At 58.9% G+C, this 24,813-nt stretch carries 19 protein-coding genes; 9 read left to right on the forward strand and 10 right to left on the reverse strand.

Translation table 11 applies throughout. From position 1 onward, the window contains the following. Positions 1–331: 331 nt before the first annotated feature. Positions 332–2,797, forward strand: a complete 2,466-nt coding sequence (locus BW686_RS22745; protein WP_084919710.1) for a M60 family metallopeptidase — start codon at positions 332–334, stop codon at positions 2,795–2,797. A 55-nt stretch (positions 2,798–2,852) separates the two neighbouring features. Here the strand turns inward: BW686_RS22745 and BW686_RS22750 are convergent, their stop codons facing one another. From BW686_RS22750 to BW686_RS22765, 4 genes are read right to left on the reverse strand one after another with little or no spacing between them, the layout of a single operon-like run. Next, complete coding sequence (locus BW686_RS22750) at positions 2,853–4,010, reverse strand: osmoprotectant ABC transporter ATP-binding protein OsmV (protein ID WP_007253272.1); 1,158 nt, start codon at positions 4,008–4,010, stop codon at positions 2,853–2,855. Then, positions 4,007–4,660 (reverse strand): ABC transporter permease, encoded by a 654-nt coding sequence (locus BW686_RS22755; RefSeq protein ID WP_010436767.1) that lies wholly within the window; start codon positions 4,658–4,660, stop codon positions 4,007–4,009. Before BW686_RS22755 ends, BW686_RS22750 begins: the two co-directional genes overlap by 4 nt. A 13-nt stretch (positions 4,661–4,673) precedes the next feature. Further along, positions 4,674–5,567 (reverse strand): glycine betaine ABC transporter substrate-binding protein, encoded by an 894-nt coding sequence (locus BW686_RS22760; RefSeq protein WP_084919712.1) that lies wholly within the window; start codon positions 5,565–5,567, stop codon positions 4,674–4,676. 14 nt (positions 5,568–5,581) lie between these two features. Next, on the reverse strand, positions 5,582–6,295 hold the full coding sequence (locus BW686_RS22765; protein WP_084919714.1) for an ABC transporter permease: 714 nt from the start codon (positions 6,293–6,295) through the stop codon (positions 5,582–5,584). A gap of 342 nt (positions 6,296–6,637) precedes the next feature. Between BW686_RS22765 and BW686_RS22775 the strand changes: the two genes are divergently transcribed. Both BW686_RS22775 and BW686_RS22785 read left to right on the forward strand, forming a co-directional pair. Next, positions 6,638–8,221, forward strand: a complete 1,584-nt coding sequence (locus BW686_RS22775) for a peptide chain release factor 3 (RefSeq protein WP_084919716.1) — start codon at positions 6,638–6,640, stop codon at positions 8,219–8,221. 349 nt (positions 8,222–8,570) lie between these two features. Next, positions 8,571–8,813, forward strand: a complete 243-nt coding sequence (locus BW686_RS22785; protein WP_073168765.1) for a PA4570 family protein — start codon at positions 8,571–8,573, stop codon at positions 8,811–8,813. Between the two features lie 78 nt (positions 8,814–8,891). Here the strand turns inward: BW686_RS22785 and BW686_RS22790 are convergent, their stop codons facing one another. The 5 genes from BW686_RS22790 to BW686_RS22810 all read right to left on the reverse strand — a co-directional run bounded on the left by BW686_RS22790 (position 8,892) and on the right by BW686_RS22810 (position 13,606). Then, positions 8,892–9,509, reverse strand: coding sequence for an FKBP-type peptidyl-prolyl cis-trans isomerase (locus BW686_RS22790; protein ID WP_084919718.1), 618 nt, complete (start codon positions 9,507–9,509; stop codon positions 8,892–8,894). Positions 9,510–9,663: 154 nt separating this feature from the next. Further along, entirely contained in the window at positions 9,664–9,972 is a 309-nt protein-coding gene (locus tag BW686_RS22795) for a DUF6482 family protein (RefSeq protein WP_084919720.1), read from the reverse strand. 106 nt (positions 9,973–10,078) lie between these two features. Continuing rightward, on the reverse strand, positions 10,079–10,567 hold the full coding sequence (locus tag BW686_RS22800) for a TIGR00645 family protein (RefSeq protein WP_084919722.1): 489 nt from the start codon (positions 10,565–10,567) through the stop codon (positions 10,079–10,081). A 104-nt stretch (positions 10,568–10,671) separates the two neighbouring features. Further along, entirely contained in the window at positions 10,672–11,001 is a 330-nt protein-coding gene (locus BW686_RS22805; RefSeq protein ID WP_084919752.1) for a PA4575 family protein, read from the reverse strand. 169 nt (positions 11,002–11,170) lie between these two features. Then, the gene (locus BW686_RS22810) at positions 11,171–13,606 is read right to left on the reverse strand and encodes a Lon protease family protein (protein WP_084919724.1); all 2,436 of its coding nucleotides are present in this window, start codon (positions 13,604–13,606) and stop codon (positions 11,171–11,173) included. 288 nt (positions 13,607–13,894) lie between these two features. On the opposite strand from BW686_RS22810, the gene BW686_RS22815 reads away from it, so the two are divergent. From BW686_RS22815 to BW686_RS22830, 4 genes are all read left to right on the forward strand, one after another. Next, positions 13,895–14,383 carry a DUF3015 domain-containing protein gene (locus BW686_RS22815; RefSeq protein WP_002555221.1) on the forward strand — a complete coding sequence of 163 codons (489 nt, stop codon included), beginning with the start codon at positions 13,895–13,897 and terminating at the stop codon, positions 14,381–14,383. A gap of 62 nt (positions 14,384–14,445) precedes the next feature. Continuing rightward, positions 14,446–16,299 (forward strand): Lnb N-terminal periplasmic domain-containing protein, encoded by a 1,854-nt coding sequence (locus BW686_RS22820; protein ID WP_084919726.1) that lies wholly within the window; start codon positions 14,446–14,448, stop codon positions 16,297–16,299. Positions 16,300–16,432: 133 nt separating this feature from the next. Then, positions 16,433–16,786, forward strand: a complete 354-nt coding sequence (locus BW686_RS22825) for a lipoprotein (RefSeq protein WP_084919727.1) — start codon at positions 16,433–16,435, stop codon at positions 16,784–16,786. Between the two features lie 75 nt (positions 16,787–16,861). Continuing rightward, on the forward strand, positions 16,862–17,359 hold the full coding sequence (locus BW686_RS22830; protein WP_084919729.1) for a GreA/GreB family elongation factor: 498 nt from the start codon (positions 16,862–16,864) through the stop codon (positions 17,357–17,359). Positions 17,360–17,413: 54 nt separating this feature from the next. Here BW686_RS22830 and ettA read toward each other — a convergent pair whose 3' ends face one another. After that, positions 17,414–19,078, reverse strand: a complete 1,665-nt coding sequence (gene ettA / locus BW686_RS22835) for an energy-dependent translational throttle protein EttA (protein WP_084919731.1) — start codon at positions 19,076–19,078, stop codon at positions 17,414–17,416. 380 nt (positions 19,079–19,458) lie between these two features. On the opposite strand from ettA, the gene BW686_RS22840 reads away from it, so the two are divergent. Together BW686_RS22840 and glyA are read left to right on the forward strand one after the other, a co-directional pair. After that, positions 19,459–23,292, forward strand: a complete 3,834-nt coding sequence (locus BW686_RS22840) for a sensor domain-containing protein (RefSeq protein ID WP_084919733.1) — start codon at positions 19,459–19,461, stop codon at positions 23,290–23,292. Positions 23,293–23,546: 254 nt separating this feature from the next. After that, on the forward strand, positions 23,547–24,800 hold the full coding sequence (gene glyA / locus BW686_RS22845) for a serine hydroxymethyltransferase (protein WP_084919735.1): 1,254 nt from the start codon (positions 23,547–23,549) through the stop codon (positions 24,798–24,800). Positions 24,801–24,813: the final 13 nt, after the last annotated feature.

The raw sequence follows: 24,813 nt of genomic DNA on the forward strand, positions 1-24,813 counted from the left end.
AAGCAAAAAGGCCACTGAAGGGCTGCCTTCCTGGCCTTGCTGTCTCGTCGTCAGTACTTGAGCCGGATGGATCGTTTCCAGCATGGACGTTCGGCGCGAACTTTAGGACTTGAGGGGCCGGAGATCAACAAAAAATGTCGCGTTTCTGCACGGGGCGCTTGAGTTGCCTCGTCAAGGACCTGTTTAACCGACCTGCATGACAACCAGATGTTCCCCTGTGGGCAGAATCGGCGACCACACAAGGGCAGACAGACCTGTCAGTTCTGACAGTAGACGGCTGGCCCGCCCGCGCGCCCAATGAACCCCAACCCCCTCTTTTCAGGTAACGATCATGGACGACCGACACCTTCACGGCGCGAGTTCCGTTGCGCCCAATGCCGTTCAGGCACCGGCCCGGTGGCATGCCTATGGATTCGGCTCCGCCGAACATCACCGCCTACGGCAGGCACGGGCCTTGAGACACACCGACTATCAGCCCACCAATATTTATGTAACGAAAGGCGATCGGCTGGAAATAACAGCAATCAGTCTGTACATGGATCAGGTGTCCGCAGTGATCGGGGTGCCGGAACTGGAGACGCCGACCTCGTACCCGCTGAAACGCGGGCTGAACGTTCTTGTGGCTACCAACACAGGCCTGCTGGGCTTTACCAATCTGGACCTGCTCGGCCACGTGGCTCTGGACATAACGGGCCAGTACAGGCATGTACCGTTTTTCAGACCCGACATGACCCACCTTGAATGGGAACAGCAAATGGCGCAGTACAGCGATGCGCCAATCGTGCTGCTCACCAGTCCCAGAGCCATCATCGTAGTGCGCTATCAGAGCGCACGGCTCTACCTGAAGGATCCTGTAAGGCTGATGGTCAATTACGATGATGCTATTCGGGCACAGGACGGTATTTCTGGCGTGACGGGTTATGGCGCAGCAGAGTGGGCGGTCGACCCCAATAAACACTTCTACGTGGAAGCGAACCAGCTCTACATGTTTGCCACTCACGGCCACATGGGATTTAACGGTTCAGATGCGCTGATACTCTTGCTGTCAACCGCGCCTGCCGACGGCTGGGGCCCCTGGCACGAAAGCGGCCATCAACGGCAACTCTCACCCATGACGTGGGGCACAGGCACGGGAATGACAGAGGTCACGGTCAACCTGTACTCGATGGCGAGCCAAGAGTTTTTTCAGGGTCGTGCTACAGGCGTAGACTCCAGTTACCCCGCGATGAAAGAGTATTTGGCCAATAGCCACAGAGATTACAACACCCTCAAGGAAGCCGGGCACAAGCTCGTGATGCTCTGGCAGTTGCGCCTGACCTTCGGCACGTCGTTCTATCCACAACTGCACCAGCGCTATCGGCTCATGCACAACCCGCCGACGATAAGCGATGATAAAGCGCAACGTTTCATCGTCGAAACCTCTTTGCTGAGCCACGTCAACCTGACGGAATTCTTTGACCGCTGGGGACTGTACCCAACGCTGGAAACGCTCCGGCAGATTGCAGACTTGCCTGCGCTTGCACTCCCCATCTGGGAAACCGACGCCACAACGACGTTCCCGATCCACCTTCAGGTATCCCGCTACATTCCAGAGCTGGCCCCTATACGGTCCAGCCTGACTGCCACATTTCAGGACAGAATAACGTTTACAGTGGCCGATGAGTGGTACAAGCCCTACCGTTACGAGATGACCATCAATGGCGTTGTGGTGGCGTCGGTCGATAACGGTGTGTGTAGCCATTGCACCGCTTATGTCGAGGAAGGCACTGCGGTTGTCGAAAGCAGCGCCACACTTACGAGCGGGGATCATGCCGCCGTCAATGTGTATGTCGGCGGGGAGCATTTCATGTTATCCAGCACGGCATCGCGGCCCATACTCCTGTTCAATATCAACGCATTGTTTACCGATGAACGCTGCACTGAACTCAGGCCCGGTGTCACGCAATTCAGACTGGACGTACTGTTCGACAACCTGGACGAAGGCCAGACCGATGAGCTGCACAGCCGCCTGCTACACCGCGCACAGCTTTTACTGCTGCAAAAAACAATCAGCTATGTGCTCATCGGTGCGGGCCTGATACAGGTCACCTTCGAAGATGAGGCATTCAAGGGTTATGACTACGCCATACAGTACGGCAACCCACCTTACGCAACGCTTGAAAAAGGCATTCCCCACAGTTCTGAATTGAACCGGAACACCTGGACACATGTCGGCGGGGTCGGCCATCAAGAAGTCCTAATCACCGCCAAAGGCCAGACCGGTAAAACGTACACGCTGTTTTCCGGCACCGTCGAGCAGGCAAAACTGGCGTTGCCTATCCGCGAACTGTTTACCGACACGGCGATGACGATGCTGTCGGCCCATGCTGACCAGGCAGCCATTGATGCGCTTTACCTGACGGTAAACGGCAACCCTGCCATCACGCCGACAAACCGGGCGGCCTATCGTTCGTACCTGAGTAAAGCCCAACGATTTTTATTGCAAAAGACCATCGCGCGAATCGTCAGAACAGCCAACGTTCTGGACGTTTACTTTGAGGGAGATATGTTCAAACAGCATAATTACAAGCTGTACGTTAACAACCTCTACGCGTCCGAGGTCACCCAAGGTCAACCTTACTATTCAAGCCTGAACAACAGGGTCTGGAGCAGCAGCGAAGGTTTTGATGGCGATGATCACTGCACAGTCATCATCGACCATAGGGGGGTCGAAATAATGCTTTACGAAAGCCATGCCGCCGACACCGCAACGGCGTCGGCCTCACGAGACAGTAACATCACGCACTGCAATCTGTAGCCCCCGTAGTCTTATGATTACCGCCAGTCGCAAAGACCGGCGGTAATACGGCAACTCAGGAAGCTACTTGGTCGGCTGGCGAAACAATACTGGTCTTCATCCCGCGCGAACGGCCCGAGCTCAAGTAAGCCGCAATGGACTCTTGCGTCACTTCGCCCAGGAACACGTTCTCGGCGTCCAGCACCGGCAGCCAGGCGCGGTTGAACTCGTACATGCGCGACAGCAGGATGCGCAAGTGCTCGTCGTATGCCGCCGTGGCGTTGAATTCGCGCAGGAATTGCGCGCAGGTGCCTTGCTGGCGATGCAGGTCACGACGACGCACATAGCCCATTGCCTTGTTTTCGCTGTCGGTCACAACGATATAGCGACGGTCGTTTTCGTCCATCACGTCCAGTGCATCGGCCACCGGGGTTTCCGGGCTGACGGACGGCGCGTTGTCGGCGGCGTCTTCGGCCTTGACCAGCAGCAGGCGCTTGAGGGTGCTGTCCTGACCGACGAAGCTGCTGACGAAGTCGTCAGCCGGATGCGCGAGCAAGGTGTCCGGGTGGTCGATCTGCAACAACTTGCCGCCACGGAAAATTGCGATCTTGTCGCCCAGCTTGATGGCTTCATCGATGTCGTGGCTGACCATGATCACGGTCTTGTTCAGCGCCCGCTGCATCTCGAAGAACTCGTTCTGGATCATTTCACGGTTGATCGGGTCGACCGCACCGAACGGCTCGTCCATCAACAGCAACGGCGCGTCAGCGGCCAGTGCTCGGATGACACCGATACGCTGTTGCTGACCACCGGACAATTCACGCGGATAGCGATGCAGGTACTGCTTGGGTTCAAGCTTGATCATACTCATCAGTTCGCGCGCACGGTCGTGGCAACGCTGCTTGTCCCAGCCCAGCAATTTGGGCACGACCACGATGTTCTCTTCGATGGTCATGTTCGGGAACAGACCAATCTGCTGAATCACGTAGCCGATGTTGCGACGCAGGGTCACTTCATCCAGGCCGGTCGTGTCTTCGCCATTGATCAGCACCTTGCCGGAAGTCGGCATGATCAGACGGTTGATCATTTTCAGCGTGGTGCTCTTGCCGCAGCCCGACGGGCCGAGGAAGACGCAGATTTCGCCTTCGTTGACCGTGAGGCTGACCGAATCGACAGCCTTCACTTCTTTGCCGTTGCTCTGGAAAGTCTTGGAGAGGTTCTGGAGTTCGATCATTTCAGTAATCCTTTTGGAGTCAGCGTGCGTTGCAGCCATTGCAGGAGCAGGTCGGCGATGATGGCCAGAATGCTGACCAGTACCGCGCCGACGATCAGCATCGACATATCGCTGCGGCTGATTGAAGCGAGAATAAGTACACCCAGACCACCGGCACCGATGGTCGCGGCGATGGTCATGACACCGATGTTCATCACCACGGCGGTGCGTACACCAGCCAGAATCACGGGCACCGCAATAGGCAGTTCAACCATGCGCAGGCGCTGGCCGAACGTCATGCCGATGCCTTTGGCGGCTTCGCGAATACCCGGTTCCACACCCGTCAGGGCCAGGTAGGTATTGCGCATGATCGGCAGCAGCGAGTAGAGAAACACTGCGGTGATCGCCGGCATCGGGCCGAGGCCCTGACCGAACTTCGAATAGAACGGCAGCAGCAGGCCGAACAAGGCAATCGACGGCACCGTCAGCAACACGGTGGCGCTGGCTTGCAACGGGCCGGCCAGTGCCGGAAAGCGCGTCATCAGCACGCCCAGCGGCACACCGACCACGATGGCCAGCGTTACAGCGATGCCGACCAGCGTGATGTGCTGCCAGGTCAGGTGCAGAACCTGTGCCCAGTCAAGATGGGAGAAGGCGCTCAAAAAACTCATATCGTCTCCTTCCTTAGTTCAAGGGATGCTGGCGCAGAAAATCTGCAGCCACCGTGGATGGGCTTTCATGGCCGACGTCGACGCGGGCGTTGAGGTCGATCATGGTCTGGTTGTCCAGCAGATCAGCCAGCGGCTTGAGCAGCGCGGCGATGTCCGGATGCTTGTCCAGATACTCCTGGCGGATGACCGGCGCGGCGGTGTAGTCCGGGAAGTAGTGTTTGTCGTCTTCCAGCACTTTGAGCTTGAACGCGTTCAAACGACCGTCGGTGGTGTACACCAGACCGGCGAATACCTGACCGTTGCGCAGCGCGGTGTAGACCAGCCCGGCGTCCATCTGACGAGTGTTCTCGCGACCGAGATTCATGTCGTAGTGCTTGACCATGCCGATCAGCCCGTCAGAACGGTTGGCGAACTCGGTGTCCAGCGCTACGACATGACCCTCTTTGGCTTCGTCTTTAAGCACCTTGGTCAGGTCAGTCATGGTGTTGATTTGCGGGTACTTGTCAGCCACTTTCTGCGGCAGCGCCAGCGCGTAGGTGTTGTTGAACTTCGACGGCGAAAGCCAGACCAGGCCTTTCTTCGCATCGACTTCCTTTACCCGTGCGTAAGTCTGTGCGCTGTCGAGCTTTTCATCGATATGGTTGTAGGCCACCAATGAAACCCCGGTGTATTCCCACAGCAGATCGAGCTGGCCGCTTTCCTGTGCGCTGCGCGCCAGATTGCTGCCGAGGCCGCCTGTGATTTGCACGTCATAATTCTTGGTTCGCAAGTACTGCGCGGTCAGTTCGGCGAGCATGGTCTGCTCGGTAAAGACGCGAGCACCCACGCGCAACAGCGGCTTATCCGCTGCTTGGGCAAATGCCGGAAACAGCAAGGCAAAGCCTAAAAACAAACATATTCTTTTCATGATAATTCCTTCGCTCAGCGAGCCAGTCCGCGTTCCAGCCAGAGACGACTGGCCAGTGTCACCAGACCATCGAGCAGCAACGCCAGCAGAGCGGTACACGCCGCACCCAGCACCAGTTGCGGCTGGTTATTCAAGGCAATGCCCGGAAAAATCAGGCTGCCGAGGCTGTTGGCACCGATGAGAAACGCCAGTGGCGCAGTACCGACGTTGATCGCCAGGGCGACACGCACACCCCCGATAATGATCGGCACGGCGTTGGGCAATTCGACACGCCACAGCACCTGACGCGGTGTCATGCCGATGCCGACGGCGGCTTCCTTGAGTGAGCCCTGAACGTTTTTCAGGCCCTCATACGTGTTGCGCACGATAGGCAGCAAGGAGGCGAGGAACAGCGCGAAGATCGCAGGTCCGCTGCCAATCCCGAGAATCCCGAGGGCAATGGCCAGAACGGCGAGAGGGGGAACGGTGTTACCAATGTTGAATATCTGCATGAAGCGTTCGGCGCGGCCAACCATGCTCGGTCGGCTGAGGGCGATGCCTGCGGGGATACCGACCACCAGGGCCGCCAACATTGAAAACAGAACCAGAATCAGGTGAGCCTGAAGATAGAACAGCAGGTCATCCTGGTATTGCTTGATAGTACTGATGCCGATCCAGTGGATCAGCAGGGCCAGGAGTGCGATTGCAACCGCACCTCCCAATAGCCCCTTGCCATAGCGATTTGCCACAGGCGGACTCCTTATTTCAGTCGGCGAACGCGTTGACTTGAACACCCGGAAAGGCGCAGCAATAACGTTCGCGAAGAGCAGCGGGTGGGTCGCCGGTAAGGGTTTAACCTCGGCGAAAACACAAGCCATAAGCGCAGCTTCGTCAAGCCAACATGCTGATGTTTCAGCCCCTGAAGTTGGCCTCCTTAGCGGCCTTGACGGGGGAGTGGACGTCTCCACGACCTGAAAGGTTCCCACACGAGACATTATCTAGCCATCGTTTATTGTCTGAACGGTTCGGTTATTGCCCGGACTTGAGCTATAATCTGCGCCCTTTTTCAATCCCATCCCAGGCGATTTCCCATGACCCAACAGGCCGCCGAAGTCGCGAAACGCCGCACTTTCGCTATTATTTCCCACCCGGATGCGGGTAAAACCACCATCACGGAAAAACTCCTGCTGATGGGCAAGGCCATTTCCGTCGCCGGTACGGTCAAGTCGCGTAAATCCGACCGTCACGCCACCTCCGACTGGATGGAAATGGAGAAACAGCGCGGTATCTCCATCACCACCTCCGTGATGCAGTTCCCGTATCGCGACCACATGGTCAACCTGCTCGACACCCCGGGCCACGAAGACTTCTCGGAAGACACCTACCGCACCCTGACGGCGGTCGACTCGGCCTTGATGGTCCTCGACGGCGGTAAAGGCGTCGAGCCACGCACCATCGCGCTGATGGACGTCTGCCGGCTGCGCGACACGCCTATCGTCAGCTTCATCAACAAGCTGGACCGTGACATTCGCGACCCGATCGAACTGCTTGACGAGATCGAAGCGGTTCTCAAGATCAAGGCTGCGCCGATCACCTGGCCGATTGGCTGCTACCGTGATTTCAAGGGTGTCTATCACCTGGCCGACGACTACATCATTGTCTACACCGCAGGCCACGGTCACGAACGCACCGAAACCAAGATCATCGAGAAGCTCGATTCGGATGAAGCCCGCGCCCACCTGGGTGACGAGTACGACCGCTTTGTCGAGCAACTGGAACTGGTTCAGGGCGCTTGCCATGAATTCAATCAGCAGGAGTTCATCGACGGTCAGCTGACCCCGGTGTTCTTCGGTACGGCGCTGGGCAACTTCGGTGTCGATCACGTGCTGGACGCTGTGGTGAACTGGGCGCCGATGCCGCTGGCACGGGTTGCCAACGAGCGTACCGTCGAACCGGAAGAAGAGAAGTTCAGCGGTTTCGTGTTCAAGATCCAGGCGAACATGGACCCCAAGCACCGCGACCGTATCGCGTTCATGCGCATCTGTTCGGGCCGTTACGAAAAAGGCATGAAAATGCGCCATGTCCGTCTGGGCAAGGACGTGCGAATCGGCGACGCGCTGACGTTCTTCTCCTCGGAACGTGAGCAACTGGAAGAAGCCTACGCAGGCGACATCATCGGCCTGCATAACCACGGCACCATCCAGATCGGCGACACCTTCACCGAAGGCGAAGGCCTGGGCTTCACCGGTATTCCGCACTTCGCGCCGGAACTGTTCCGCCGCGTGCGCCTGAAGGACCCGCTCAAGTCCAAGCAACTGCGCCAGGGCCTGCAACAGCTCGCCGAAGAAGGCGCCACGCAGGTGTTCTTCCCGCAGCGCAGCAACGACATCATTCTCGGCGCCGTCGGTGTGCTGCAGTTTGACGTGGTCGCCAGCCGGCTGAAGGAAGAATACAAAGTCGAATGCGCCTACGAGCCGATCACTGTCTGGTCTGCCCGCTGGATCGACTGCGCCGACAAGAAGAAGCTCGAAGAGTTTGAAAACAAGGCGGTGGAAAACCTCGCGGTGGACGGCGGCGGTCACCTGACCTACCTCGCCCCTACCCGCGTGAACCTGGCCCTGATGGAAGAACGCTGGCCCGACGTGAAATTCCGCGCCACCCGCGAGCATCACTGACAGGCTGATGGCGTCGTTGTGTGACGCAGCGCGTCACGAACTGATAAGTGTCCAAGAGAACACCTATAGTGCCGATGCTCCGCGTCGGCATGCAGTTCTGGACGCTCCGCGTCCTGTCCCGAACCTGCGGCGCAGCGCAAATCTGTGACGCGGAGCGTCACCCACGGCATTCCCACGCTGGAGCGTGAGGAACGATGGACGTGTCCAAAAATACGCTCTGCGTCCGCTCCCGGTTGGCATTCGCTGATCTGAATCAACCATTCAGCGCAAAATGAGAATTAATCTCAATAGTGCCTTGCTATTATCCCGATAAGAATTATTCTCATCAAACCTCAACAGGAGATGAGACATGACTTATCTGATCGATGCATGGCTGGACAGACCCCACCCTTACCTGAGAATTCTCCATCGCGAGACGGGGGAAGTGTGTGCCGTTCTGGAAGAGGAAGCGCTTGAGGAATTACGCGATCAGGGCGATCTGGACGTGTACAGCCTGAGCTCCAGCGAGCCCGTGGTGCTGAAGGAACTGGTGAGAAACCTGTTTCTGTTCTGCTATGCGCGGGCGTTGCGCCCGATGGGTGAGTTGCACTGAGCATGAAGATCAGCACAACCCCGCCGCTGGACGAATCAGCGAGATTCGTTCAGCGACCCTCTGTATCGAGCAGGTCGATTACAGAACGTCCAGCAGTTCCACATCAAAGACCAGCACGCTGTGCGGTGCAATGCTGCCAACGCCCTGAGCGCCGTAAGCCAGCTCGCTCGGCACGTACAGACGCCATTTGCTACCGGCGTTCATCAATTGCAGTGCTTCGGTCCAGCCAGCAATCACGCCGCTGACCGGAAATTCTGCAGGCTCGCCACGGTCGTAAGAGCTGTCGAACACATTACCGTCGATCAACGTACCGTGGTAGTGAACGCGCACCTGATCTTCGCGGGTCGGCTTGGCGCCGTCGCCAGCGGTCAGCACTTCGAACTGAAGGCCCGACGCCAGAGTGGTCACGCCTTCGCGCTGGGCGTTTTCAGCCAGGTAAGCCTTGCCTGCGCCCGCAGCCTGTTCAGCCTTGGCGGCTGCTTCGGCCTGCATGATTTCACGGATAACCTTGAAGCTGGCGGACATTTCTTCCTGACCCACACGGCTTGGCTGACCGCCGAATGCATCGCGCAGACCGGCCACGATTGCTTCCAGATTGACGCCCGGTGGCGGGTTGTCGCGCAACTGGTCGCCCAGCTGACGGCCAATGCCGTAGCTGACGCGGGTTTCGTCGGTGGACAGATTGACTTCGGACATGACACTGCTCCGCAGAGGGGCGCGCAATCGATAATGACGTGAAAACCTGAACGGCCTTCACGTCGTACGCTGATGCGCCCCGAACCAAAAGGGCAAGCAGCCTAGCACAATTGGCCTGACAGGCCCTACCGCGACCGTGATCAGCCCTTGATGATCAGGACCATGACGAGTGGAACGAGATCGGCAAGCGCATCTCCGAACGGTCATTGACTGGCATGCCGCACAGTTCGTCGTGTACCACGCAATGCACCAGATAAAACGGCACCACCGGAATGTCCTTGAGCAACTCGCGGGCATGTTCCACCGAGCGCAGGTGCAGCGTTTTGCCAGCCGGATCCTTGAGCATCACCGAGGTGCCGTTCATGCGTACATCCAGCAGGTAGATGCCGCCTTCGATGGAGATCAGATTCAGCTCATCGACCCGCCCGGCCTGGGCGTGTGCGGTAAATTCCTGATAATTCATGACCGAACCTCCTGTGCAACGTCTAATGCATCGGGACAGACGTTTTACAACACACGGCGGCGACATGCCAGAAACCAAACCGCCCGCCTCTTTGATCGTGATCGCTTCAGTGCTTGGTCAGCTTGTCCAGATAACCCATTGCAAACGCCGAGATCACGAACGTCATGTGGATGATCACGTACCACATCAGGTACTCAGGCTTGATGTTGGTCGCGTCCATGAACACCCGCAACAGGTGGATGGACGAAATCGCCACGATAGACGCCGCGACTTTCATCTTCAGCGAAGACGAGTCCATCGTGCCCAGCCAGTTGAGTTTTTCCTTGTCCTCGTCGATGTCCAGTTGCGACACGAAGTTCTCATAGCCGGAAATCATCACCATCACCAGCAAGCCGCCCACCAGCGCCATGTCGATCAGCGACAGCAGCACCAGAATCAGGTCAGCTTCGGCCAGAGAAAAGATATTCGGCAGGACGTGAAAGATTTCCTGGAAGAACTTGAGACACAACGCCAACAGGCCCAGAGAAAGACCGAAATAGATAGGTGCCAGCAGCCAGCGCGATGCGTACATGGCATTTTCAAAAAAACGTTCCATTGATACTCGCAAGGTGTTTTAGAGGGACGGGCGAGTATATCAGCGGTAACGCGCAGCTCTGGAGATGCGACAAAATATCGCACACCCGGCGTTTACCGGCCTGCCTAGAAAGGCGAAGAACGCTGACCCATAGACAGATGGCTATCGATACGCCGCAGTTCGGCCTGCAGGTGCAAGGTCCAGATAGACACGTCGTCAAGGCATTGATAATCCTGCTGCGACAGGCTTTCAACGATGGCCGTCAGCACCGACTGTGCGCAGGGCAGGCCGATAAAAGGCCCTTGGGACTTGATTGCGGAAGGCTGCTCGCCCGCCATTCCGGCGGCGAACAGCACCATCCACTGCGCGCCATCATGTGGAAGAGGCCTCATGACGCATTCGATTCGGGTCATCAGCCCCATGCATTCACGGGTAAGGCAAAGGCTACGCTGCATGATGCGCTCCTGATCGGCACCCTTGTTCATCCTTCCTTACCGGGCAGGATGTACGCCAATCCCACTGGCGACTGCGATTGGAGTAAAGACTAGAAGAAAACCGCTCCCCCGCGAAACCTTGCGGATGAACGGGACGCCGGGCAGCAGCACCGCCCGGCCCTGAGTACGGTCAGACCTTGAGTTCGGGTTGCAACTGCGCAGGCTCCTTTTCAAGTTCTTCCTTGAGGTCTTCGTCGCTGAGCATTTCTGCAATGTCGCGCAAACGCTCCACCACCCGCGCGTTCACGCTGCCTTCCGGAAACTCACCGTTTTCGTCAGGCGTCCCCGCAGGTTCGCCGACCAGCAGGCTCAAGGCCTCGTCGGCCTGACGTACCGCGTAGATATGGAATTGCCCGTCACGCACGGCCTGAACCACACGTTCATCCAGCATCAGCGTGGTGACATTCGCGTGGGGGATGATTGCGCCCTGCTCGCCCGTCAGGCCTCGTGCTTCGCAAAGCCGGAAGAAGCCCTCGATCTTCTCGTTGACCCCGCCCACCGCCTGCACTTCACCAAACTGGTTGATGGAGCCGGTAATCGCAAAGCACTGTTTGAGCGGCGTGCGTGACAGTGCCGAAATCAGCGTGCAGGCCTCGCCCAGCGACGCACTGTCGCCGTCCACGTAGCCGTAAGACTGCTCGAGCGCGATGCTTGCGGAAATCGCCAGCGGGAATTCCTGGGCGTAACGGCTGCCCAGATACCCGGTCAGAATCATCACGCCCTTGGAGTGGATCGGCTGACCGAGATTGACCTCACGTTCGATGTCGACGATCCCGCTGCCCCCCGGATAAACCGTTGCCGAAATACGGGCCGGCACACCGAAGGCCGAATCACCGACCTCCAGCACCGTCAGGCCGTTGCATTTGCCGACCGCCGCGCCGTCGGTGTCGATCAGGATAACGCCGGCCATCATGTCATCGAGAATGCGTGCTGAAACCCGCCCGGTGCGCGTGGCCTTGGCTTTGAGCGCCCGTTCGATATGCCCGGCGTCGGTCTGATCGTCATTGGCCAGTTGACGAATGAAGTCCGCCTCACTGACCAACTGAAACAAATCGCCGATACGCGCCGACAGACGCCCCTGGTGCTCGGCCAGCCGCGCGCTGTAGGTGGCCAGTCGCGCCACGGCGTCGGCGGTCAACGGCGCCATGCCTTCCTCTGAGGTGCGGGTTTTCAGCAGTTGGGCGAATTGCTCCAGTGTTTCGTCGACCATCGGAATTTCTTCGTCAAAATCGACCAGCACCCGAAACATCTCCTGAAAGTCAGGATCGAGGTCTTGAAGCGTGTAATACAGCGAACGCGAACCAATGATGACGATCTTGACGTTCCACGGAATGACCTGCGGCGTCAGGGACACCGTTGCCACACGGCCCAGCTCGCCCAGCGGCGACTCCATCTTCAGCTTGCGCGATTGCAGCGTGCGCTTGAGCGCATCCCACACGAACGGTTCGCCGAGCATTTTCTCCGCTTCCAGAATCAGGAAGCCGCCGTTGGCGCGGTGCAGCGCGCCGGGGCGCAACTGGCGATAAGTGGTGTACAGCGCGCCCTGATCGGTGCTGTATTCAATGCGCCCGAACAGGTTGTCGTACGTGGGGTGCTGCTCGAAAACCACCGGCGCCCCGCCGTCTCGGGTGTTTCCGACCACCAGGCTCGGGCTGTATTGCTCTTCCAGCAGCTTGCGCGCCTGCGCATCGGTCTTGGCGTCGTCGACCAACTGCTCGACCACTGTCTTGAGCAAGTACACCTGCATCGCTTGCAGATAGGCGCAGACCGCCGCATTTTCGGCGTACTTTTCCGAGAGGGGCGCCAACAGCGGCTGCAAGGTCAGGGTGATGGTTTCTTCGTTCAACTGACGAAGCTGGTTGTTGGACTCGCGCTTCCACTGCGGCAGGCTGGCCAGTTCTTCGTTGAGGCGCTCTTCAAGGGCGGAAATGTCCTCGTGAAAACGCTCGCGGTCAGCCTCGGGCAACTGCGAGAACTCGGCCTCGTCCAGCGCCTTGCCATCGGCCATCGGCGTGAAGGCGATGTTGGAGCTGTCGCGGTACAGCGCGATGTCTTTTTCCAGCGACAGGCGCTCGATCACATCCAGCGCACGGTCGTAACGCTGATTGAACGCCCGGTCGATGGAGCTCTTTTTCTGCTGATAGGACGGGTGTTCGAAGACCGCCGGGAACGTCACCAGCAAATTGTCGATCAGGCCGTTGATGTCGGCGATGAATTCATGGGCGCTGCCGGGCGGCAACTCCAGCGCCTTCGGCTCGCGAGGCTCATCGAAATGGTTGACGTACACCCAGTCCGACGGGGTTTGCATCCGCTTGCCCTCAGCCTTGAGGTAGCGTTTGACGAACGAGAAGCGGCCAGTGCCGGGTTCGCCCATGACAAACACGTTGTAACCGGGGCGCGGCATGGCAACGCCGAACTGCAAGGCTTCTACGGCACGCTCCTGGCCAAGTACGCCGCGAAAGGGTTCCAGCTCGTGGGTGGTCGCAAAGCTGAACTGCTCAGCGGAAAACGGACGGGTCAGCGCGTGTGGCGCCAGGCGTAGGTTGGCTGCGACAGAATCGGGCATCAGTAATCCTTACATCAGGCGGGGCAGATGTCGGCATTCTGGCGCTCGCCGCACAAGACTTGCAAGGCAGGAAAGAACCCGAGGCTCAGACAGGCGAGAATCAACGGCCAAGGCGTTGCCGATGACGGCGTGAAAAAACAAATTTCAGGCAATAATCTGTAATAGATCGCGGAACCCTTGGAACCCGCCTACGCTCCAAATGGCACAGGTGGTTGCTGGTAGATCACCTGCCTTGATGTGACGACTCAAGAAACTCGACCCTTGGCTGAACTAAAAAGAGAAAAAGCTATGAAACGGATTCTTCTTGGAACGCTCTTCGCCGCTGTATCTATCAACGCTATGGCACAAGCTCCAGGCGGTCCTGACTGCGGTTGGGGCAACATGTTGTTTGAAGGTCAGCGCGGTACTCCAGCTCACTTCCTGGCTTCAACCACCAACGGCACATCGGGTAATGCCACCTTCGGCATGACCTCCGGCACCAACGGCTGCTCCACCAACGGCGCACTGACCTACGGCGGTAAATCCTGGCTTGCCATGAACGGCATGATGGACGAACTTTCCAAGGACATGGCAATGGGTCAGGGCGAAGCGCTGACGACCTACGCCGTGGTTCTGGGCGTTGCACCTGAAGACCGCGAGCACTTCGCAGCCGTCACTCACGAACACTTCTCGCAAATCTTCAGCAAGGCCGACGCCACGGCTGAAGACGTTCACACCAACACCGTCAACGTTCTGAAAAACGATCCGACTCTGGCCAAGTACGCTACTCAGGCTTAAAGTCGCTCGCCCGCCTTTCCTTCGTGAAAGGCGGGATCCCCCTTCCTGACTAGTTGCCTTCTATGCTCAAACGTCTTGTATTGCTGGCGCTGTTTGTCTGTGCCCCCTTGTCTGCGGCCCCTCATGCGACCGCCGACCGTTTGCAGCAATTGGCCAATGAGCCATTCTGGATTTCACTGGGTCACTACGAGGCTGGCAAGCTGGGTGGCTGGCGCAGTTACGTGACCGACCCCAAATTCTTTCTCGCTGCCAACGGTGCCCACGACCCGACGGCGGAGCTGAGCGCAACACTTGACGCCCTTTACGCGCCTGTCACCAACGAACAGACCCACGCCCAATGTGTGTACCCGGCCCGGACCCGCTGGCTGCGCGACCAGCTGCAGCTGACTGACCTGCCGACGCCGGACTGCAAGGAGTTCAAGGCCTGGTACAAGGACGTGGCCCCTGACAGCACCGTGCTGATCTTCCCGGCGGCCTACCTCAACAGCCCTTCCTCCATGTTTGGCCACACGCTGCTGCGGATCGACCCGGCCAGCGCCAAGACCAACAACACCACGTTGTTGAGCTACGCCATCAACTTCGGTGCCTATATCGAAGGCATGGACAACAGCATCCTGTATGCCTGGAAAGGCCTGGCGGGCGGTTATCCAGGGTTGTTTGCACTGGTGCCGTACCAGGAAAAACTGTCGGAATACCGCAGCCTGGAGAACCGCGACCTGTGGGAATACCGGTTGAACCTGACCCCGGAAGAAACCGGGCGCATGGTCGAACACGTCTGGGAACTGAAACAGATCCGCTTCAGTTACTTTTTCTTTGATGAAAACTGCTCCTACCGCTTGCTGGAATTGCTGCAAGTCGCGCGACCGGGGCTGCACCTGACTGATCAATTCGAACTGACCGCGATCCCCACCGACACCGTCAAAGCCATCAAGGCTGCGGGGCTGGTGGAAAAGATCGATTACCGCCCCTCTCGCGAACGGGAATTGCTGAGCCGCGCCGCGCCCCTCAATGCCGACGAGCAACAGTGGGTATTGAACGTCAGCGCCGACCAGAAGCAACTGCAAGACAGTCACTACCTGGCTCAGCCGAAAGAGCGCCGCGCCCTGATCCAGGACGCGGCTTATCGCCTGGAGCGTTACCGCGCCAACGGGCTTGAGCGCGATGCACAGCGCTCGCAGCGCAGTTTCGAACTGTTGCAGGCCATCAACCAGAACCCGCCGCCACCGCTGGATATCCAGCGCCCCGGCCTGCCGGAAGAAGGCCACGAGTCGCGCACCTGGCAACTGGGCGCGGGCACCCGCGGCGACAAGGCGTTTGCCGAATACGGTCTGCGCATGGCCTATCACGACCTGAACGACAACGCCTACGGCTTCCCGCTGGGCGCACAGATCGAGATTCTGCAGCTCAAGGTGCGTCAATACGAAGGCAATGACTGGCAAGTGCAGCAACTGGATCTGGCCACCATCCGTTCGTTGACGCCCCGTACCGAACTGCTGAAGCCGTGGTCCTGGCAGGTCACTGGCGGGCTGGAGCGGGTACTCGGCAAGCACGGCGACGAAAACCTGGTCAGCCACGTCAACGGTGGCGGCGGCGGAACCTGGCAATTGGGTGACGAGGTGCTGGGCTTCGCGCTGGGCACCGTGCGCATCGAACACAACAACGATTTTGCCGAGTTCATCTCCCCCGCTGCCGGTTTCAACACCGGCGTGCTCTGGCGCAACCCGCTGGGCAATCTGAGCCTGGAGGCCAAGGGCGACTACTTCACCAACGGCGAAGTGCGCCGCAGCGTCAGCCTCAACCAGCAATGGGAGCTGTCCCGCAACCTCGGCCTGCGCCTCAGCGCCCAGCGCGAATTCAGCCAGATGAGCTCGCCACAGAATGAAGTGATGCTTGAAGTGAAGTGGTATCACTACTGACTCAGCTTCAAAAAACGCTTTCATCGGCACCAGCCCGATGAAAGCCTGATCACCTCACGCATTCCCTACGTCGTTTTTACAAATAACTCACACATTTGCTTCTAGACTCCTCCCATAAGAAGAGGAAACCATCATGAAGCGGTATTGGCTGTTGTTGTCGCTGGCCATCGTGCTGGCGGGTTGTCAGTCTACCCGTGACCAGATGCTGGCCGAGGGTTACCCGCCGGGCTTTGCCGATGGCTACCAGGATGGCTGCGGCAGTGGCCGCGAAGCCGCAGGCGCCAGCACCGGGCTGTTCAAGAAGAACGTGCCCCGCTACCTGAAGGACAAACTCTACGCCGAAGGCTGGACGGATGGCTTTCGCCAGTGCCAGGCCGCTCAGAACAATCGTGATCGCTTCGACCCCGGCCAGATTCTCAATGACCGTGATCGCGACTGGGAGCGGGAGAAGACCCGCAGCGCCGCCAAGGCCTATCGCCCCAACTGACGTGGGGCAGGTCGAAAATCCAACGAAACCAATGACGTCCTTTGGTGGCCCAATACCCATTAGAGAGGACACCTCATGAGTCGCGCATTCGTAAATGAAGACAACGCCGCTGCCGATGCCGAGCAGCCGATAGAACGGCTGGTCAGCGAGCAGACCAATTACGTCACGGCCCGTGGTCTGGAGTTGTTGCAAGAACGCGTCAGCAGCCTGCAAGCTGAGCACAGCGCGCAAAACGCCTTGGGCGACGCTGCCGACAAACAGCGACTGGCCGACCTTGAACGCGACCTGCGCTACTTCAACCAGCGCCTGCACAGCGCGCAAGTGGTCGCGCCTCCGGTATCGACCGAGAAAGTGCAGATTGGCAGTTGGGTAACGTTTGCGGATGAAGACGACAACCAGCAGCGGGTGCATCTGGTCGGGGAAGATCAGGCCGATGCGGCCAACGGGCTCATCAACTGGGGTTCGCCATTGGGCCGCGCATTGATCGGCGCAAAAAAAGGCGAGGAAGTGGTGTGGCGACGTCCGGCGGGAGATGTGTCGATTGAAGTGTTGCTGATCGACACCACGGAGTGATCAATCAGCGACAGCGCCGCTCCCGACCGGGAGCGGCGCATGCCTGAAAGCTGATCAGGCCAGCTTTTTGTGACGGACGCGGTGCGGTTGAGCCGCAGCTTCGCCCAAACGCTTTTTACGGTCGGCTTCGTACTCGGTGTAGTTGCCTTCGAAGAAGATTGCTTGCGAGTCGTCTTCATACGCCAGAATGTGCGTGGCCACGCGGTCAAGGAACCACCGATCGTGGGAGATCACAATGGCGGCGCCCGGGAAGTCCAGCAGCGCTTCCTCCAGCGAACGCAGGGTTTCCACGTCAAGGTCGTTGGACGGTTCGTCGAGCAGCAACACGTTGCCACCCTCTTTCAGGGTCAACGCCAGGTGCAGACGACCGCGCTCACCACCGGACAGGTCCTTGACGAACTTCTGCTGATCGCCACCCTTGAAGTTGAAACGGCCAACGTAGGTGCGTGACGGAATTTCGTAGTTGCCGATACGGATCACATCGGAACCGTCGGAAACCGCCTGGAACACCGACTTGCTACCGTCCAGGTCGTCACGGCTCTGGTCCACACACGCCAGTTGCACGGTTTCGCCGACTTCGATGGTGCCCGAGTCCGGTTGTTCCTTGCCCATCAGCATGCGGAACAGGGTCGACTTACCGGCACCGTTACCCCCGATCACGCCAACAATGGCGCCTTTAGGCATGGTGAACGACAGGTTATCGATCAACACGCGGTCGCCGTAACCCTTGCTGACGTTCTTGAACTCGATGACCTTGTCACCCAGGCGCGGACCGGCCGGGATATAGATCTCGTTGGTCTCGCTGCGCTTCTGGAATTCCTGGGATTGCATCTCCTCGAAACGCTGCAGACGCGCCTTGGACTTGGACTGACGCGCCTTGGCGCCCTTGCGGACCCATTCCAGCTCGTCTTTCATGGCCTTCTCGTGGGCCGTCTGCTGCTTGGATTCCTGAGCCAGACGATCAGACTTGGCTTCAAGCCAGCCGGAATAGTTGCCCTCGTAAGGAATGCCCGCGCCGCGGTCGAGTTCCAGAATCCAGCCCGCCACGTTGTCCAGGAAGTAACGGTCGTGCGTGATCGCAACCACGGTGCCCGGAAAATCGTGCAGGAAGTGCTCCAGCCAGGCGACGGAATCGGCGTCCAGGTGGTTGGTCGGTTCGTCGAGCAAAAGCATGTCCGGGGCAGACAGCAGCAGACGGCACAGCGCCACGCGGCGCTTTTCACCACCTGACAGGACCGAAACCTTCGCGTCCCAGGCCGGCAGGCGCAAGGCATCGGCAGCCACTTCCAGCTGACGCTCCAGGTTGTGACCGTCGCTGGCTTGCAGGATGGATTCAAGCTTGGCCTGTTCGGCGGCCAGTTTGTCGAAATCGGCATCCGGCTCGGCGTACTCGGCATAAACCTGATCAAGACGCGCCTGAGCGTCCTTGATGACGCTGACCGCCTCTTCAACCACTTCACGAACCGTCTTGTTCGGATCAAGTTGTGGCTCTTGCGGCAGATAACCCACATTGAGTTCAGGCATCGGACGGGCTTCACCATCGAACTCGGTGTCGACGCCCGCCATGATCTTCAACAGTGTGGACTTGCCCGAACCGTTGAGGCCCAGCACGCCGATCTTGGCGCCGGGGAAGAAAGAGAGCGAGATGTTTTTCAGGATTTCACGCTTCGGCGGCACAACTTTGCTCAGCCGATGCATGGTGTAGACGTATTGAGCCATGGAATGAAAACCTAGCGTCTGTGATGAAGACCGATTTAGAGCGTGAGCTTAAAGCTCCGGTCGAAAAAAAGCTTTATTTGTCCTTGAGACTTGCCGCCTGACCGTTCCGGGCCTTGAATCAGACAAGGCATAAACAGATTGGGGCAGTGCGAGCCAATATAAAGCCGGGTCGATAGTGCAAAAAGTGGAGTCACTCATGCAGGAGTCTGTGGGTAACGCGCGTTGCGCAAAGCTACCGGAATGCAGCCCGCAGGGCAAACAATCCGGCTCAAAGGGACTGGCACTCTGCCATAACTAAGGGCATGCTAGCCGCCCTCCGGGCGACCGACCCGTTTCATATAAAGCACCACCGCTTCAGTCCAGCAGTCAGGAACAACGATTTGCCCACTACAGCGCCTTTGCCATCACCCGGTGTCGTTACAGAAAGTACGACCAGGCCTTTGCGTGGGTCAGTAAAAGGGGCGCTGGCCGCATTGGTGTTGGTGATGCTGGCCCTGTTGCTGTGGCAGTTGATCGAGCAATTCCATCAGACGCAGGAACGCCAGCGTCAGCGCAGTCTGGACTACAGCGTCCAGCTCTCTGACCGGATGAGCCTGAACATGGCGCTCAAGGCGCAGATCGCCATGAACCTGCTGGATGAGGCCCAGGCTTCCGGGGACTCACTGGACCAGCCCGCGACACTGATGCATTTGCGCACCGCCCTGCCCGCACTGCGCAGTGTCGCCCGCCTGAACCTGAAGGGCGACATTGTCAGTGACAGCGCCGAGGCCTCCCGGGATGGCGAGTTTCTCAAGCAGGCCATGAAGCAGGCGCTGGGTCGCGCCTATTTCTATACCAGCACCGACGACGGCAAACAGGTTTACGCACTGATTCGACAGGGTACCGGCGCCAATGGCTACTGGACACTGCGCATGGCCCCGGACGCACTGAAAGACCTGGCCAGCCAGCCGAGCCAGAGTTTCCAGTACGCCTGGCGTCTTGAACAGCGCAAGACCCAACGGGTGATCCTGCGTGAGCTCTCGCCGTCCAACGACGCCGACAGCGGCCTGTTCGAAACCATCTTGCTGCAACCGCTCAACAACAGTGACTGGCAACTGCGAGGCCTTTTCGATGCGTACAAGGCCCGTAGCGACCTGCTTACGCCACTGATCGGGAAATGCCTGATCGGCCTCATGCTGTCGATTCTGCCACTGATCGCGCTGATCAGCCTGCGCAGGCGTCAGCGCCTGATCATGCAGAGCCGACGCCGCTATCGGGACATCTTCGAGGGCGCAGGTGTGGCCATTTGCGTGATGGACATGTCCGGCCTTCAAGAGCAACTGGAAGCACACCAGGTCACGACGGGCGAAGACTTTGATCGTCTGCTCAAAAGCCAGACAGCCTCGCTGAAAAGACTGCTACAGCAATTGCGCATCAACGAAGTCAATGAAGTTGCCTTGGGCCTGCTGGAAATCGACAGCATCGAGCAGGCTTGGCAGCAGTTGATCGAGGGCGAATCCCGCTCACGTCCAGGCATCGGCATTCAGGTGATTCATGCCGTTCTTGCCAGGCAGTCGCGCCTGGAGCTGGAAATCTGCCTGACGCGCGCAAACGGCAAGGATCAGCATCTCTGGCTGGTCATGCGCCTGCCTGAAGCACGCAGCGACTTTGACGCGGTGATTCTCAGCATCGGCGATATCACCAGCCGCAAACAGGTGGAGCTGTCGCTGCAGGACCGCGAAAGCTTCTGGTCCGATGTGGTCCAGACCGTGCCGGATCATCTGTACGTTCAGGACGTGCTCAGTCAGCGCATGATCTACAGCAACCACCATTTTGGTTACACGCTGGGCTATAACTCGTCCGAGCTGCGGGCCATGGGCGAGTTCTTCTGGGAAGTCCTGCTGCACCCCGACGATGCCAAAAGCTATCAGGACATGCGCCTGCGCCAGCGTCATCATGGGCACAACGAGTTACTGCAAAGCGTGCTGCGCTTTCGCGACAGCCAGAACAACTGGCGTTGTTTCGATGTGCGCGAGCAGGCACTGGCCTGGGACGCAGAGCATCTGGTCACCCGCATCATAGGTATTGCCAAGGACATCACCGAGCAGGTTGCGTCCAGCCAGTCATTGCGCGACAGCGAACAGCGCTATCGCATGCTCGCCGAAAGCATCAGTGATGTGATCTTCTCCACCGATGGCCTGCTGGACATCAACTACGTGAGTCCCTCCGTAGAAAGCGCGCTGGGCTACAGCGTGGACTGGATTCTTCAGAACGGCTGGTCGGCCGCCATTGCCAACCGCCAGCAACTGGCCGGCTTCGACGCGCTGATCAGCCGGATCGGCAAAGTGCTTAAAAAGCCTCGCGAACTGGCCAGGCTGCGCGACGAAGTGACGACCCGGATGTTTCTGTTCGACTGCCTGCGCGCCGACGGCCGCAAGATCCCGGTAGAACTGCGCGTTGTGCTGGTGTGGGATGAACACGGTCACTTCGAGGGCATCTTCGGCGTCGGCAGGGACATCAGCCAGCAACGCCGCGCCGAAAAAGACCTGCGCATGGCCGCCACGGTCTTCGAGCATTCGACATCCGCCATCCTGATCACCGACCCCGCGGGCTATATCGTCCAGGCCAATGAAGCCTTCACCCGCGTCAGCGGCTATGAAGTGCCTCAGGTGCTCGATCAGTTACCCAGCATGCTCACCGTCGAGACCGAGCAGGAAGCGCAAATGCGCCATATCCTCAGGCAGTTGAACGGTCGAGGCACTTGGGAAGGCGAGATCAGACTGAAAAGACGCAACGGCGAGCACTATCCGGCCTGGGTCGGCATTACGGCTGTTGTCGATGACGAAGGCGATCTGGCGAGTTACGTGTGTTTCTTCAGCGATATTAGCGAGCGCAAAGCCAGTGAAGACCGCATTCATCGCCTGGCTTATTACGACGCGCTGACGCATCTGCCCAATCGCACGCTCTTCCAGGACCGGCTGCATTCGGCGCTGCAACAAGCCGAACGTCAGCAAGCGTGGGTGGTGCTGATGTTCCTCGACCTCGACCGCTTCAAGCCGATCAACGATTCCCTCGGCCACGCTGCCGGTGACCGGATGCTTCAGGAAATGGCCACGCGCCTGCTCGCGTGCGTCGACATCGATGACACCGTCGCGCGCATGGGCGGCGACGAGTTCACGTTGCTGCTGCAGCCGGGCATCACCCGCGAAGCCGCGCTGACGCGGGCCATTCACGTCGCCGAACGGATCCTGACCAGTCTGGTGACTCCGTTTGTGCTTGAAGGCCGCGAGTTTTTCGTGACCGCCAGTATCGGCATTGCACTCAGCCCGCAGGACGGCAAAGAACTCAGCCAGTTGATGAAGAACGCCGACACGGCGATGTACCACGCCAAAGAGTGCGGCAAGAACAACTTTCAGTTCTATCAGGCAGACATGAACGCGACGGCGCTCGAGCGCCTGGAGCTGGAAAGCGATCTGCGTCATGCACTGGAACAGCAGGAATTCATCCTTTACTACCAGCCGCAGTTCAGTGGCGACGGCAAACGCCTGACCGGCGCAGAAGCCCTGCTGCGCTGGCGCCATCCGCGCCGTGGGCTGGTCCCGCCGAATGACTTCATCCCGGTGCTCGAGGAGCTCGGGCTGGTCGTGGAAGTCGGTGACTGGGTTCTGGCTGAAGCCTGCCGTCAGCTCAAGCTCTGGCATCAGGCCAAGGTGCGTGTGCCCAAAGTGTCGGTCAACATCTCGGCGCGGCAGTTCTCGGACGGCCAGCTCGGCAAGCGAATTGCACGCATTCTGGAGCAGACGGGCCTGTCGCCGGCCTGCCTTGAGCTGGAACTGACCGAGAGCATCCTGATGCGCGAGGTCGACGAGGCGATGCAGATACTCGACGGCCTGAAAAACCTCGGATTAAGCATTGCGGTAGACGATTTCGGCACCGGCTACTCGTCGCTGAACTACCTCAAACAGTTCCCGATCGACGTTCTGAAGATCGACCGCACCTTCGTGGACGGCCTGCCGTCGGGCGAGCAGGACGCCCAGATCGCCCGTGCGATCATCGCAATGGCTCACAGCCTCAACCTCTCGGTCATCGCCGAAGGCGTGGAAACCCACGAGCAGCTGGAGTTTCTGCGCCAGCACGGCTGCGACGAAGTTCAGGGCTACCTCTTCGGCCGTCCGATGCCCCCCAGCCAGTTCGAAGCGCAGTTCAGCAACGATGCGCTGTTCATGCTGGATTAAGGCAGCGGCAAGTTTTTAGCGGCACGCGAAGGAACAGGCACGGTCAGGACACCTATCGTTCCTCACGCTCCAGCGTGGGAACGCAGTTCGGAACGCTCCGCGTCACATTGCGATGAGCGCCACGTTGCAATTCGAAGCCTGCAGTGCGCCCCTTGAACCCATTTGCTGTTCAAGATGATTCCCTTTCATATGCCAGATAAAACCTGATGGGGTAGAATACCCGCCTTTTCCGCCATGCCCCTTTGAGGACTGCCATGTTCAGCCGTGATTTGACTATCGCCAAGTACGACGCCGATCTGTTTGCCGCCATGGAGCAAGAAGCTCTGCGCCAGGAAGAACACATCGAGCTGATTGCCTCGGAAAACTACACAAGTCCGGCCGTCATGGAAGCTCAAGGCTCGGTACTGACCAACAAGTACGCCGAAGGCTATCCAGGCAAGCGCTACTACGGCGGCTGCGAATACGTCGACGTTGTAGAGCAACTGGCCATCGACCGCGCCAAAGAACTGTTCGGCGCCGATTACGCCAACGTCCAGCCACACGCCGGTTCGCAAGCCAACTCGGCCGTCTACCTGGCCCTGCTGCAAGGCGGCGACACCATTCTGGGCATGAGCCTGGCCCACGGCGGTCACTTGACCCACGGCGCCAGCGTTTCGTCCTCGGGCAAGCTGTACAACGCCGTTCAGTACGGCATCGACGGCAACGGCATGATCGACTACGACGAAGTCGAGCGTCTGGCTGTCGAGCACAAGCCAAAAATGATCGTCGCCGGCTTCTCTGCCTACTCGCAAATCCTCGATTTCCCGCGCTTCCGCGCAATCGCCGACAAGGTCGGTGCCTACCTGTTCGTCGACATGGCTCACGTGGCCGGTCTGGTTGCCGCAGGTGTCTACCCGAACCCGGTGCCGTTCGCTGACGTCGTGACCACCACCACGCACAAGACCCTGCGCGGTCCACGTGGCGGCCTGATCCTGGCGCGCGCCAACGCCGAGATCGAGAAAAAGCTGAACTCCGCGGTATTCCCTGGCTCCCAGGGCGGCCCGCTCGAGCACGTCATCGCGGCCAAGGCCATCTGCTTCAAGGAAGCGCTGCAGCCTGAGTTCAAGGCCTACCAGCAACAAGTGGTCAAGAACGCCAAGGCCATGGCCGGTGTGTTCATCGAGCGCGGCTTCGACGTGGTGTCCGGCGGTACTGAAAACCACCTGTTCCTGCTGTCGCTGATCAAACAGGACATCTCCGGCAAAGACGCCGACGCCGCCCTGGGTCGCGCCTTCATCACCGTCAACAAGAACTCCGTACCCAACGACCCACGCTCCCCGTTCGTCACCTCCGGCCTGCGCTTCGGCACCCCGGCAGTGACCACTCGCGGCTTCAAGGAAGCAGAGTGCAAAGAACTGGCCGGCTGGATCTGCGACATCCTGGCAGACCTGAACAACGAAGCCGTCATCGACGCCGTCCGCGAGAAGGTCAAGGCCATCTGCGCCAAACTGCCGGTTTACGGCGCGTGATACGCTTCGTTTA

Source organism: Pseudomonas syringae, from assembly GCF_002157375.1.
In the GTDB taxonomy this organism is placed as follows: Bacteria; Pseudomonadota; Gammaproteobacteria; order Pseudomonadales; family Pseudomonadaceae; genus Aquipseudomonas; species Aquipseudomonas syringae_T.

Excerpts from the sequence above, each read along its gene's own strand:
- BW686_RS22745 (WP_084919710.1), top strand. The coding sequence starts at position 332 with ATGGACGACCGACACCTTCACGGCGCGAGTTCCGTTGCGCCCAATGCC.
- BW686_RS22750 (WP_007253272.1), bottom strand. The coding sequence starts at position 4,010 with ATGATCGAACTCCAGAACCTCTCCAAGACTTTCCAGAGCAACGGCAAA.
- BW686_RS22755 (WP_010436767.1), bottom strand. The coding sequence starts at position 4,660 with ATGAGTTTTTTGAGCGCCTTCTCCCATCTTGACTGGGCACAGGTTCTG.
- BW686_RS22760 (WP_084919712.1), bottom strand. The coding sequence starts at position 5,567 with ATGAAAAGAATATGTTTGTTTTTAGGCTTTGCCTTGCTGTTTCCGGCA.
- BW686_RS22775 (WP_084919716.1), top strand. The coding sequence starts at position 6,638 with ATGACCCAACAGGCCGCCGAAGTCGCGAAACGCCGCACTTTCGCTATT.
- BW686_RS22785 (WP_073168765.1), top strand. The coding sequence starts at position 8,571 with ATGACTTATCTGATCGATGCATGGCTGGACAGACCCCACCCTTACCTG.
- BW686_RS22790 (WP_084919718.1), bottom strand. The coding sequence starts at position 9,509 with ATGTCCGAAGTCAATCTGTCCACCGACGAAACCCGCGTCAGCTACGGC.
- BW686_RS22795 (WP_084919720.1), bottom strand. The coding sequence starts at position 9,972 with ATGAATTATCAGGAATTTACCGCACACGCCCAGGCCGGGCGGGTCGAT.
- BW686_RS22800 (WP_084919722.1), bottom strand. The coding sequence starts at position 10,567 with ATGGAACGTTTTTTTGAAAATGCCATGTACGCATCGCGCTGGCTGCTG.
- BW686_RS22805 (WP_084919752.1), bottom strand. The coding sequence starts at position 11,001 with ATGCAGCGTAGCCTTTGCCTTACCCGTGAATGCATGGGGCTGATGACC.
- BW686_RS22810 (WP_084919724.1), bottom strand. The coding sequence starts at position 13,606 with ATGCCCGATTCTGTCGCAGCCAACCTACGCCTGGCGCCACACGCGCTG.
- BW686_RS22815 (WP_002555221.1), top strand. The coding sequence starts at position 13,895 with ATGAAACGGATTCTTCTTGGAACGCTCTTCGCCGCTGTATCTATCAAC.
- BW686_RS22820 (WP_084919726.1), top strand. The coding sequence starts at position 14,446 with ATGCTCAAACGTCTTGTATTGCTGGCGCTGTTTGTCTGTGCCCCCTTG.
- BW686_RS22825 (WP_084919727.1), top strand. The coding sequence starts at position 16,433 with ATGAAGCGGTATTGGCTGTTGTTGTCGCTGGCCATCGTGCTGGCGGGT.
- BW686_RS22830 (WP_084919729.1), top strand. The coding sequence starts at position 16,862 with ATGAGTCGCGCATTCGTAAATGAAGACAACGCCGCTGCCGATGCCGAG.
- ettA (WP_084919731.1), bottom strand. The coding sequence starts at position 19,078 with ATGGCTCAATACGTCTACACCATGCATCGGCTGAGCAAAGTTGTGCCG.
- glyA (WP_084919735.1), top strand. The coding sequence starts at position 23,547 with ATGTTCAGCCGTGATTTGACTATCGCCAAGTACGACGCCGATCTGTTT.